Annotated in this window: 5 protein-coding genes; all 5 read right to left on the reverse strand. The window is 71.9% G+C overall.

What is annotated here, in order from left to right; translation table 11 throughout:
• Window positions 1-148: 148 nt before the first annotated feature.
• A complete protein-coding gene (locus HCK04_RS18585) occupies window positions 149-4,816 on the reverse strand; it encodes a HAMP domain-containing protein (RefSeq protein ID WP_168066045.1) in 4,668 nt (1,555 codons plus the stop codon).
• Between the two features lie 604 nt (window positions 4,817-5,420).
• Entirely contained in the window at window positions 5,421-6,809 is a 1,389-nt protein-coding gene (locus HCK04_RS18590; RefSeq protein ID WP_142648610.1) for a M1 family metallopeptidase, read from the reverse strand.
• A gap of 96 nt (window positions 6,810-6,905) precedes the next feature.
• Window positions 6,906-7,634, reverse strand: a complete 729-nt coding sequence (locus HCK04_RS18595) for a BPL-N domain-containing protein (protein WP_142648611.1) — start codon at window positions 7,632-7,634, stop codon at window positions 6,906-6,908.
• A 12-nt stretch (window positions 7,635-7,646) separates the two neighbouring features.
• Window positions 7,647-11,669 (reverse strand): Pls/PosA family non-ribosomal peptide synthetase, encoded by a 4,023-nt coding sequence (locus HCK04_RS18600; protein WP_142648612.1) that lies wholly within the window; start codon window positions 11,667-11,669, stop codon window positions 7,647-7,649.
• 235 nt (window positions 11,670-11,904) lie between these two features.
• Window positions 11,905-12,546, reverse strand: a complete 642-nt coding sequence (locus HCK04_RS18605; RefSeq protein ID WP_142648613.1) for a helix-turn-helix domain-containing protein — start codon at window positions 12,544-12,546, stop codon at window positions 11,905-11,907.
• Window positions 12,547-12,556: the final 10 nt, after the last annotated feature.

Here is a 12,556-nt window from a genome sequence, read left to right on the forward strand (position 1 = left end):
GAGCCCGTCGGTCCTGAGCCCGTCGGTCCTGAGCCCGTCGGTCCTGAGCCCGTCGGTCCTGAGTCCGTCGGTCCTGAGTCCGTCAGCGCTGAGCTCGTCAGCGCTGAGCCCGTCAGCTTTGAGGCCCGTCGGCTTGGAGCCGCCGCGCCTACTGGTCGCCGTCGCCGGGCAGCTCCAGCCAGCGCCGCATGCAGACGATGAGCTCATCGGCGTCCACCGGCTTGGTGACGTAGTCGCTCGCGCCCGATGACAGCGTCTTCTCCCGGTCGCCGTGCATGGCCTTGGCGGTGACCACGATGATCGGGAGCTGGGCGAAGCGCGGCATCGACCGGATGGCCGCGGTGGCGGCGTAGCCGTCCATCTCCGGCATCATGATGTCCATCAGCACCAGGTCGACGTCGTCGTTGCGCGTCAGCATCTCGATGCCCTTGCGGCCGTTCTCCGCGTACAGCACCTCCATGCCGTGCAGTTCGAGGATCGTGGTGAGCGCGAAGACGTTGCGCACGTCGTCGTCCACGACCAGCACCTTGCGGCCCACGAGCGCGGTGTCGAGTTTTCCGGGCTCCCGCGCCCCCTCCTCCGAGGGCGGCTGCACGAGCGGCAGGACGCTGCCGGGCTCATCGGCGGACAGGTGCAGGGTGATCCGTTCGCGCAGCTCGTCGAGGCTGGGCAGGCGCTCCAGCGGCTGGTTGCGGGAACGCACCTGCAGCAGGTCCTCCTGCCGGCGCGACAGCGTACGCGAGTGATGCGCGAGCACCGGCAGTGCGCGCAGCGCGGGATCGGCGTCGAGCCCCTTGAGGAGGTCGGCCGTGGTGTCGTGCGGCAGGCCGAGGTCGAGCACCACACAGTGGACGCTCTCCTGCCGCAGCATCGACAGCGCCGACCGGGCGTCGCCCACGGTCGACACCCGCACCGGTCCGTGGATGTCGTGCAGGTCGGCCGCGACCCTCTGGGCCAGCATGGACAGCAGGCCTCCGGGCTTGGCCTCGACGACCAGCAGGTGGCGCCTCGCCCTGCCGTTCCTGCCGTCCCGTCCGCCCTTGCCGTTCGTGCCGTACGGGGTCCGGGCCGCCGCGGGCGCGTCGTGCGTGACGGCGGAACCTCCATCGGCGGAGTGCCCGGCGGCGGAGTACGCGGCGCTGGAGTACGCGGCGCTGGAGTGTGCGGCGCTGGAGTGTGCGGTGGTGGAGTGCGGGGCGAACAGCGGCACTCCCTCCGCCCGTGTGGCGGGTTGCTCCCTGCGCGCGCCGCCGAAGTGGGCCAGCGGAAGATAGAGCGTGAACGTGCTGCCCTCGTCCGGCGTGCTGGTCGCGCGGATCTCGCCGCCGAGCAGGGTCGCGATCTCCCGGCTGATCGACAGGCCGAGGCCGGTGCCGCCGTACTTGCGGCTGGTGGTGCCGTCGGCCTGCTGGAACGCGTCGAAGATCTGCGAGAGGTTCTCCGCGGCGATGCCGATGCCGGTGTCCATCACGTGGAAGGCCAGGATCTCCTGGCCGGCGACGCCCGGCAGGTCCACGCCTGCCGCCCGTTCGATGCGCAGCTCCACCGAGCCCGACTCGGTGAACTTGACCGCGTTCGACAGCAGGTTGCGCAGCACCTGCCGCAGCCGCTGCTCGTCGGTGAGCAGCCGGGCCGGCACATCGGAGGCCACGGTCATCTCGAACCGCAGCCCCTTCTGGCTGGTCAGCGGGCGGAAGTTGGCGTCCACGTAGTCGAGGAGCTGACGCAGGCTGACCGGCTCGGGCGTGACGTCCATCTTGCCGGCCTCGATCTTGGACAGGTCGAGGATGTCGTTGATGAGCTGGAGCAGGTCGGTGCCGGCCGAGTGGATGACGTTGGCATATTCCACCTGCTTGGCCGTGAGGTTGCGGGTGGGGTTCTGGGAGAGGAGCTGCGCCAGGATGAGCAGCGAGTTGAGCGGGGTGCGCAGCTCGTGGCTCATGTTGGCGAGGAACTCGCTCTTGTATTTGGACGCGAGCGCGAGCTGCTGGGCCCGGTCCTCCAGCTCCTGGCGGGCCTGCTCGATCTCGCTGTTCTTGGTCTCGATGTCGCGGTTCTGCTGGGCCAGCAGTTCCGCCTTCTCCTCAAGCTCGGCGTTCGAACGCTGGAGCTCCTCCTGCCGCACCTGGAGCTCGGTGGCGAGACGCTGCGACTCGGCCAGCAGCGCGTCGGTGCGGGCGTTGGCCACGATCGTGTTGACGTTGACGCCGATCGTCTCGACGAGCTGTTCGAGGAAGGCCCGGTGGATGCCGGCGAAGCGCCCCAGGCTGGCCAGCTCGATCACGCCGAGCACCTGGTCTTCGACCACGATCGGCAGCACGATGAGGTTGACCGGCCCGGCCTGGCCGAGACTGGACGACACGGTCAGATAGCCCGGCGGGATGTCCTCCACCAGGATCGTCCGCCTGGCCTGCGCGGCCTGCCCGACCAGCGACTCGCCGAACGCGAAGCGGCGCGTGGTGTCGCGGTGGCCGTAGCAGCCGACCACCCGCAGCTCCGCGCCGGCCGTGGTCTCCTCGGCCAGCAGGAACGTGCCGTGCTGCGCGTTGACCAGCGGGGCCAGCTCGTTCATGACCAGCTCGGCGACCGCCGACAGGTCGCGGTGGCCCTGCATCAGCCCGGAGAGGCGGGCGAGGTTGGTCTTGAGCCAGTCCTGCTCCTGGTTGGCCCTGGTCGACTCGCGCAGCGACTCCACCATGGAGTTGACGTTGTCCTTGAGGTCGGCCAGCTCGCCCTCGGCGTCCACGGTGATCGACCGGGTCAGGTCGCCGGAGGTGACCGCGCTGGTCACCTCGGCGATGGCACGCACCTGGCGGGTGAGGTTGCCGGCCAGCTCGTTGACGTTCTCGGTCAGCCGCTTCCAGGTGCCTGACACGCCCTCGACCTCGGCCTGGCCGCCCAGCCTGCCCTCGCTGCCCACCTCGCGGGCCACGCGGGTGACCTCGGCGGCGAACGACGACAGCTGGTCGACCATCGTGTTGATGGTCGTCTTCAGCGCGAGGATCTCGCCGCGGGCGACGACGTCGATCTTCCTGGTGAGGTCGCCCTCTGCGACGGCCGTGGTCACCTGGGCGATGGAGCGCACCTGGTTGGTGAGGTTGTCGGCCATGGAGTTGACGTTGTCGGTGAGGTCTTTCCAGGTGCCGGCGACGTTGGGCACGCGGGCCTGGCCGCCGAGCTGGCCTTCGGTGCCGACTTCGCGGGCGACGCGGGTGACCTCGTCGGCGAACGCGCTGAGGGTGTCGACCATGGTGTTGATGGTCTGGGCGAGCGCGGCGACCTCGCCCTTGGCCTCGACGGTGATCTTCTGGGAGAGGTCGCCCTTGGCGACCGCCGTGGCGACCTGGGCGATCGAACGCACCTGGCTGGTGAGGTTGGACGCCATCACGTTGACGGAGTCGGTGAGGTCCTTCCAGGTGCCCGACACGCCGCGTACGGTGGCCTGGCCGCCCAGCCCTCCCTCGGTGCCGACCTCGCGGGCGACGCGGGTGACCTCGTCGGCGAAGGACGAGAGCTGGTCGACCATCGTGTTGATGGTCTCCTTCAGCTCCAGGATCTCGCCCCGGGCGTCGACGCGGATCTTCTGCGACAGGTCGCCCTTGGCGACGGCCGTGGTCACCTGGGCGATGGAGCGCACCTGGTTGGTGAGGTTGTCGGCCATGGAGTTGACGTTGTCGGTGAGGTCTTTCCAGGTGCCGGCGACGTTGGGCACGCGGGCCTGGCCGCCGAGCTGGCCTTCGGTGCCGACTTCGCGGGCGACGCGGGTGACCTCGTCGGCGAACGCGCTGAGGGTGTCGACCATGGTGTTGATGGTCTGGGCGAGGGCCGCGACCTCGCCCTTGGCCTCGACGGTGATCTTCTGGGAGAGGTCGCCCTTGGCGACCGCCGTGGCGACCTGGGAGATGTTGCGGACCTGGCTGGTGAGGTTGCCGGCCATGAAGTTGACGGAGTCGGTGAGGTCGCGCCAGGTGCCGGAGACGCCTTTGACGTCGGCCTGGCCGCCGAGCTGTCCTTCGGTGCCGACTTCGCGGGCGACGCGGGTGACCTCGTCGGCGAAGGAGGAGAGCTGGTCGACCATGGTGTTGACGGTGTTCTTGAGTTCGAGGATCTCGCCGCGGGCGTCGACGGTGATCTTCTGGGAGAGGTCGCCGCGCGCCACGGCCGTGGTCACCTGGGCGATGGAGCGCACCTGGCTGGTGAGGTTGCCGGCCATGAAGTTGACGGAGTCGGTGAGGTCGCGCCAGGTGCCGGAGACGCCTTTGACGTCGGCCTGGCCGCCCAGTTGTCCTTCGGTGCCGACTTCGCGGGCGACGCGGGTGACCTCGTCGGCGAAGGAGGAGAGCTGGTCGACCATGGTGTTGACGGTGTTCTTGAGTTCGAGGATCTCGCCCTGGGCGTCGACGGTGATCTTCTGGGAGAGGTCGCCCTTGGCGACGGCGGTGGTGACCTCGGCGATGGAACGCACCTGGCTGGTGAGGTTGCCCGCCATCGCGTTCACCGAGTCGGTCAGGTCCTTCCAGGTGCCGGACACCGCCGGCACCTCGGCCTGACCGCCGAGCTGTCCCTCGGTGCCCACCTCCCGCGCCACGCGCGTCACCTCGGAGGTGAACAGGGAGAGCTGGTCGACCATCCCGTTGAAGACGGTCGCGATCTCCGTCAGCAGGCCGTCGTCTCCGTCCTCGGGAAGCCGGGTGCCGAAGTCGCCGTCCCGTACGGCGGTGAGGCCGGCCAGGAGCTGCCGCAGATCCCGTTCGGAGTCACCGCCGGTCGCGCGCGCTGATCGCGTCCGCTTCGTGGTGCCTGTCCTCTCGACCATGGTCCACCCTCGCGATCACCGTCATAACAGGAGAAAAAGCATATTAAGCACTAAGAACGTATCGGCCGCCGTGACCGCGGGCGTGGACGCGGCGGGTTCACCGCCCTGCAAGGCTACCGAGCAGGCGATCTCCGCGGAGCGCCCCCGCAGGCGACGTGTCGGTGTCGATCACGGCGTCGGGATACATCGGTGGCGTGCATGTTCTGCTCGGCCGGTGGAGTCACGGCCTGCGTCGAACATCTTGTCGTAGTGCTCGCGCGCCTGCTCGGCCATCGAGTCGTCGAGCCACGCGACCGGCTCGGCCCGGTCGACCGAGCGGCTCGTGGTCGGGGCCGCGGCCCATGCCGACGCTCGGCCTGCCGGCGTCGGCGTCGGGGTCCTTGGAGTAGCGCAGATGCAGACCGGGCCGGTGCTCCACGAGCTTGGTCGGCTCGTCCGGGCTCTTGATGGTCGGCAGCCCGCTCACCTCGCCCCTTCCCTGTCGCGCCCCTCGCGTCTTGTGGTCACGCGGGGTGCGTGGGCGCTGTCCTCCCTCCCCATTCACCACCAGGGCAAACCTCCCGTTTCGTGCGCCCGGGGCCCGGCAGCGAAGATCGCGCCGGGATCAGACGCGGGGCTTGGCGGCCTGGTAGAGCCATGCGTCGAAGAACGGGCGGAGGTTCTGCCCGCTGAGCTTCTCGGCGAGGGAGACGAAGTCGGCCGTGGTGGCCGTGCCGTGCCTGTTCTGCTGCGCCCAGGTCTTCAGCAGCGGGAAGAACACCTTGTCGCCGATCTTCGTACGCAGGGCCTGGACGGTCATGGCGCCCCGGAGGTACACCGCGTTCTCGTCGAACATGTGCGCCTGGCCGGGATCGCCGGTCTTGAGGTGCCAGAAGCCGCCGGTCTTCCGGTAGTGCTCGTCGAAGATCTCCTTGGCGGACGGCCCGCCGTGCTGCTCCTGGTAGAGCCATTCGGCGTACGTCGCGAAGCCCTCGTTGAGCCAGATGTCGCGCCAGCTCCGCACGCCGACGCTGTCGCCGAACCACTGGTGCGCCAGCTCGTGCACGATCTCCAGGTCGTCGGACGGGCCGCCGCTGTAGACGGGCCTGCCCTGCGTCTCCAGCGCGGTCACCGAGCCGTCGCCGTCGGCGATGCCGCCCGTGGAGGAGAACGGGTAGGGGCCGAACAGGCCGGTCTCCCACGCGACCGCCTTCGCCGTGAAGTCGTGCAGGTCCTTCGACTCGTCCGCGAGCGACGGGTCGTAGGCGGTCACGTTGGGCATGCCGCCGACCGTGCCCTCGTTCACCACGAAGTGCCCGATCGCGAGCGTGGCGAGATAGGGCGCCATCGGCTGCTTCATCTCCCAGTGCACGGTGCGGTAGCCGTCGTCGTCCGCGCTGTCCGTGCCCGTGTGCTCGCCGTTGGCCAGTACGGCGAGATCCTCGGGCGCGGAGATCCGGAAGGAGAAGGTGGCCTTGTCCGCCGGGCTGTCGTTGGCCGGGAACCAGCTGCGCGCGCCGTCCGGCTGGGACGCCACGTACACGCCGTCCTCGGTCCTGAGCCATCCCTGCTCGCCGGTCGCGTCCGAGACCGCCTTCGGGGCGCCGGCGTAGGAGACCGCGACCGTGAAGGTGCTCCCCGACAGCAGGCCGTTCGGCGGGGTGATGACCAGCTCCTGGCCGTCGCGGTGGTAGGACGCCTGGGCGCCGTTCACCAGCACGCCGCTGATCTGCGGCCCGGAGAAGTCGAGATTGAACCGCGACAGGTTCTGTACGGCGGTCGCGGTGATGGTCGTGGTGGCGTCCACCGAGTGGTCGTCAGGGTCGAACCGCAGGCGCAGGTCGTAGTGTCCGACGTCGTAGCCGCCGTTGCCCTGGAGGGGGTAGTAGGGGTCGCCCATTCCCTCCGATCCGGGGAGGAAGGTGACCGGCCCCGCGGCGGCGGGAGCGTTGGGAGCGGCCGAAGCGGCGATCAGGGTGAGGCCCACGGCGAGGGCGGCCAAGCTACGCACCATTCCCCCATCATGGGGATTTTTAGGTAAAAGCGGTAATTCGTCCATATTTGTCACTTAAATGGCGAATATTCTCATTGGCTACATGCGTCACGGCAGTCACCCGGCCATGACCGCGTCCACGAGGTCGAGGCCGAGATCCTGCGCGTGCCGCACCGGCAGACCGGCGTCGGTGAACCAGTCGTCGGTGGCCTCCGGATGCGGGCCGACCACGGCGACCCGGCCCGCGCCGTACGGTGTGACGAGAGCGGCGACGGCGCCGTTGGGATAGGTGGCGAGGACGCTGGCCCGGCTGCCCGGTTCGAGCAGGAAGCAGGGGCCGTCCTGGAAGAACACGGTCCTGTCCCGGCCGCGCCACCGCACGTCGACGAGCGTGTCCTCCTCGTCATCCACGGTCGCGCCCGGCGTGGCGATGTACTGGTCGGTGTCGCCCGGCAGCAGGGCGAACCCCGGGGTGGCTCCGGCGAGATAGCCGCCGAGGCAGAAGCCGAGATAGCGGCCGCCCCGGGCGACGAAGTCGCGGAGCAGGTCGCGATGCCGCTTGAGATGCCGATAGCCGCGGTCGAGGTCGCCCCCGCCGGGCTGGGCGTACACGGCGGCCCCGGCCAGCGCCTCCGCCGAGAGCGGGATCTCCTCGCGCGGGCCCGTGTAACGGACGTCGAAGCCCCAGCGGCTCCCCTCCAGCAGCCCGGCGACCGCCTCCGAGCAGCCGGGAAGCGAGGCCGGGCCCCGATAGACGAGCGCGAGCGGCCGTCCGGAGCGCGGAGGAAGGGGCTTCTCCTTGCGGAAGAGGCGGCGCAGGGCCCCGCGTACGCCGGTGGATCCCATGGTGTTCCTCTCTCAGGCGGTGGCGGCCTGCGCCGGGATGCCCCGCCAGCTCGTGCCCGGCGTGAGCCGCTCGCCCTTCATCAGCAGCGACAGCGCGCCGAGCGAGACGTCCTCGCCCACCACGGAGTCGTAGAGCACGACGGCACGCGGGCCGATGCTCGCGCCGGACCGCACGGTCACGGCGGACATCTTCATGACCCGGTCTTCGAAGAGGTGGGTCTGCAGGGACACCCCCGATCCGATCGCGACGTCGTCGCCGATCTCCACCAGGTCGAACTCGGTCATGTAGGTCGTCGCGATGCAGGTGCGCCTGCCGATGCGGGCCCCGAACCAGCGCAGCACGGGCGGCAGGAACGGGGTGCCGGACAGCAGCGCGACCCCGGCCGGGACCGCGGCGGCCTCGTACAGCCCGGTGACGAACTCCGTACGCCGGACGAACGTGCTCCACAGCGGCTCCACCCTCGGCCGGTAGACGCCGATGAGCAGCCGCTTGAGCCCGGCGCAGCAGCCGATCACCGTCAGCCCCGCCGCGCAGGCGGCGAGCGGCGAGGCGGCCACGACCGCGGGCAGGGGCAGGACGCGGGCGAGCGCGTGCACGCCCAGCAGGTAAAGGTAGAAGGCGGTGCCGAACAGCGTCGCCGGGAGCGTGGCGCGGAAGAACTCGACGCCCAGGCGGTGCAGCACCAGCCGGCGGGGCGGCCGGAACGTTTGCTCCTCGGAGAACGAGCCGCTGTCCTGCCGTACGGGCAGGTGCATCGGGGGAGAGCCGAGCCACGAGGTGCCCTCGGGCACGCCGTCGCGCGGCGGGATCGTGCTCACGCCCACCAGCGACCCCGGCCCCATCCGGGTGCCCGCCGGGATGACCGCGGCGTTGCCGACGAACGCCCGCCTGCCCACCTCGGTCGGCAGGAAGGCGACCCGGCCCCGGGCGAAGCCCGCGGCCCCCACGCTCGCCATGTCGGCGACGAAGCTCTCCTCCCGCAGCGTGAGGAGATCGGGGTCGAGCTGCGCGGCCGTGGACACCTCCGCGCGGCGGCCGACCCGCGCGCCGAGCAGCCGCAGCCACGGGGCGGTGTAGAGCGTGCCGTAGAGCGAGTTGGTCGACCGCAGGCTGAACTCCAGGAGCTTGTCCGCCACCCACTTGCGTACGCCGAGCCAGGAGCGCGCCGGGTGGACGCCGGCCGGCGCCTTCCGCAGGACCAGGCGCTTGCCCGCGGCCACCGCCGCGCAGACGACGGCGACGTACAGCGGGCCCGCCACCAGGACGGCGGCCGGGCCGGCCGCGATGCCCCAGGTGGCCACGGCCGCCCAGACGAGCAGGACGCTCGGCACGATCGAGGCCACCGCGACCGCCTCAAGGCAGCAGAGGCCGGCCACCGCCGCGGCCACGTGACGCGCCTTCCAACCCGGCGGGGCGGGGGCGCCCAGCATCGTCTCCACCACGGGCCCGAGCGACTCCACGGGGCTCGGCGGCGACCCGGCCCACCGCGCTCCGTCCGGCACCGTCTCGCCCTGCGTCAGCGCGGACTGGTCGCCGAGCCCGGCGTGGGCGCCGACCCGCGTGCCCGGCCCGAGCACTGCGCCGTTCCCGACGAACGCGTGCGGGCCGATCTCCACGGGGGCGACGACCACCCATCCGTCCACCACCACCCACGCGTGCAGGGAGGAGCGATATCCGACCGAGGCGCCCGCGCCGATCCGCAGCAGCGCCGGGAGGTTGACGTCGGCCGTCGCGACGGCGGCGCCGGGCCCGACCCGCGCGCCGAGCAGCCGCAGGTAGGGCCCCATCATCGGGGAGCCGCTCAGCAGCGGCAGCGGGGAGACCGACAGCAGCAGGTGCAGCGCCCACAACCGCACGTAGGTGACGCCCCACAGCGGATATCGGCCGGGCCGCACGCCGGCCGTGAGCGGCCGGGCGAGCAGCACCGGCAGCAGCCAGTGCACGCAGACGTACGCGGTCAGCGCGGCCATCGCCAGCGAGGAGAGCAGCTCGGCGCCCTGACCGGGCAGCAGCAGCCACCCCTCGTCCGTCATCGGGACGCCGGGGGCCGGGCGGGGGTTGGCCCACCCGTACAACGTGACGGACAGCGGCAGTGTGATCACGAGCAGCAGCGCGTAGACGGCCGCGCCCTGCGCGGCCCCGGCCAGCGCGATCCGGCGTCCGGTGTGCCGCAGGGGAGCCGGGCGGGGCGGGGCGGCCGGCTCCGGCCCGCCGGTACGGGAGCCCAGATGCGCGGCGAGGCGGCGCACGGTGGGGTTGGCGTAGAGGTCGCGTACGGCGAGGCCCGCGCCGATCTCGCCGGCGCGCAGCAGCGACACCACACGTGCCGCCAGCAGGGAGTGACCGCCGAGGTCGGTGAAGAAGTCCGCCTCGACCGACAGCGTCTCGGGGGCGACGCCGAACGCCTCGGCCCACACCGCGCGCAGGCGCGTCTCCAGCTCGCCCTCGGCGGGCGTCACCGGCCCGGAGCCCACGAGGCGGCGGCCGGTCGGCGGGGGCAGCCTCCGGCGGTCCACCTTGCCGCTCGGCATGGCCGGCAGCGCGGTCACGACGTCGAGGAACGAGGGCACCATGTAGGCCGGAAGCCTGCGGCGCAGCCGGTCGTGGAGCCGCCCGGCGAGGGCCGGGTCGCCGTCGCTCGCCGCGGGCACGACGTAGGCGGCGAGCTCCTCGGCGGAGGCGCCGGGCACGGGCATGAGGGCGGCCACGGCCTCGGCGACACCGGGGTCCTCCAGCAGCACGTTCTCGATCTCGCCGAGGTCCACCCGATGTCCCCGGATCTTCACCTCGGCGTCGGCGCGGCCCAGATATTCGATGTCCCCGGTCGCGGTCACCCGGCCGAGGTCGCCGGTGCGGTACAGCCTGCCGCCGGGGGAGGCCAGCGGATGCTCGATGAAGCGGTCGGCGGTCAGGTCGGGGCGGCCGACGTAGCCGCGGGCGACGCCGGGCCCGCCGATGCAGATCTCGCCGATCTCGCCGTCCGGCACCGGCTCGCGCCGCTCGTCCAGCAGCACCACGGAGTAGGTCGGCAGCGGCCTGCCGATGGTGACCGGCCGTCCCGGCAGCAGCTCGGCGCAGGTCGCGGTGACGGTCGCCTCGGTGGGCCCGTACGTGTTGAGGATCCGGCGGCCCGGCCGGCTCCACCGCTCCACCAGGCGGGGCGGGCAGGGCTCGCCCCCGACGAACACCGTGCGCAGGCGCGGCAGGTCGCGGGGGATCGTCGCGAGCAGCGTCGGCACGCAGTAGAGCATCGTGATCTCGCTGTGGTCCAGGAAGTCCGCGAGCTCCGCGCCGAACTGGGGTAAGCCCGCCGGGCCCGCGACGAGGGTGGCCCCGGCCGACCACGTCGGCCAGATCTCCTCGATGGAGAAGTCGAAGGAGATCGTCATGCCCTGGTAGACCCGGTCGTCCGGGCGCACGCCGTACAGGCCGGGCACGACGTCGAGGAAGTTGGTGATGCTCGACTGCGCCACCTCGACGCCCTTCGGCCGGCCGCTCGACCCGGAGGTGTACATGACGTACGCGACCGGGTCGTCGCCGGGCGCGCCGTCGAGCGGGCGGGTGGCCGGCGCGGCGGCGGCGAGAGCGGCGGATGCGTCGAGGTCGAGCACGCGGCGCCCCGGCGCGACGGCGGCGGGCGACCGGCCGGCCGTGGTGAGCACGAGGTCGACGCCGGCGTCGTCGAGGATGTAGCCGACCCGGTCCGGCGGCGACTGCGGGTCGATCGGCACGAACGCCGCGCCCGCCTTGCCGACCGCGAGCAGCGCCACGTAGGTGTGCACCGACCTCGGCAGCAGGATCGCGACGCGGGATCCGCAGCCGATCCCCATGCCCCGCAGCAGGTGCGCCAGCCGGTTCGCCCGGGCGTCCAGCGCGGCGTAGGTCAGCCGCACCGGCCCGCACTCCAGCGCAGTCGCCCCCGGCGTCAGGTCGCACCGCGCCTCGAAGACGTGGTGCAGCCGTCCGTGCGACCGCCTTAACGAGATCCGCGAGCCGTTCTCGGTCCGTGCTGTTCGCGATGCGTGACTCGGCATGATCACCCTTTGGCCGATCGCGTATGGCGTGAGCGGGTGCGGTCGATGCGCACGGAGAGCGTCCGTGCGACCCGCGGAAGGGACGCGGAATCAGGTCCGCCGCGGGATTCCCTGATGCCCGATGACACCGCCGCGCGGCGGTCGTCCTACCGAGTGTGTGCCCCCGATGCCGCCGCGCTTCGGCAGCGAATTCCCCGGACAGGGCAAAAGTACGGCGACGACACCCGGGCCGGCCTCAGGAGCGCCGCTCGCGTTCGGCGAGGAGCCGGGCGGTCTCGCCGGAGACCTCGCTGGCGAGGACCGCCGCGACCACGTCGATCAGATGGCTGGTGAACAGCCGGTCGTCCCGGGCAGGGGGACCGCCCGCGCGCCGGGCCAGCTCGACGTACGTCATGCGGATCGCCATGAAGCGCTGGTGCAGGCGTACGGCGGCCTCGGGCAGCAGGGGGGCGACGAGCTCCCGCCAGCGGCCGATGCTGCCGCCGCCGTCCTCGGGGAGGCTGGGCGGCACGCGGTGCACGAGCTGCTCCATCACGCGCAGGTAGTCGCGCCCGCCGTCGGGGTCGGCCAGCTTGGCGGCGGCCGGGCGGACGAGCGCGGCGGCGAGCGTGCGCAGCGCCTCGCCCGGCGGCAGCGGCCCGCGTGCCTCGTACTCGTCCAGGAGCTGGTGGCGCCGCGCCTCGATCTCGGGCCGGTGCTTGGCGAGCACCGCCTTCAGCAGCCCGGCGCGGTCGCCGAAGTGATACTGCAGCGCGGTGGAGTTGCGCTGCCCGGCGGCGGCGTTGATCTCGCGCAGCGAGACCGCGTCGATGCCGCGCTCGGCGAACAGGCGCTCGGCGGCGTCCACGAGCCTCCGGACCGTGGTCTCCGCCGGCATCACGCCTCCC

This window comes from Microbispora sp. CL1-1, from assembly GCF_012034195.1.
Lineage (GTDB): Bacteria > Actinomycetota > Actinomycetes > Streptosporangiales > Streptosporangiaceae > Microbispora.

Excerpts from the sequence above, each read along its gene's own strand:
- HCK04_RS18585 (WP_168066045.1), bottom strand. The coding sequence starts at position 4,816 with ATGGTCGAGAGGACAGGCACCACGAAGCGGACGCGATCAGCGCGCGCG.
- HCK04_RS18595 (WP_142648611.1), bottom strand. The coding sequence starts at position 7,634 with ATGGGATCCACCGGCGTACGCGGGGCCCTGCGCCGCCTCTTCCGCAAG.
- HCK04_RS18605 (WP_142648613.1), bottom strand. The coding sequence starts at position 12,546 with ATGCCGGCGGAGACCACGGTCCGGAGGCTCGTGGACGCCGCCGAGCGC.
- HCK04_RS18590 (WP_142648610.1), bottom strand. The coding sequence starts at position 6,809 with ATGGTGCGTAGCTTGGCCGCCCTCGCCGTGGGCCTCACCCTGATCGCC.
- HCK04_RS18600 (WP_142648612.1), bottom strand. The coding sequence starts at position 11,669 with ATGCCGAGTCACGCATCGCGAACAGCACGGACCGAGAACGGCTCGCGG.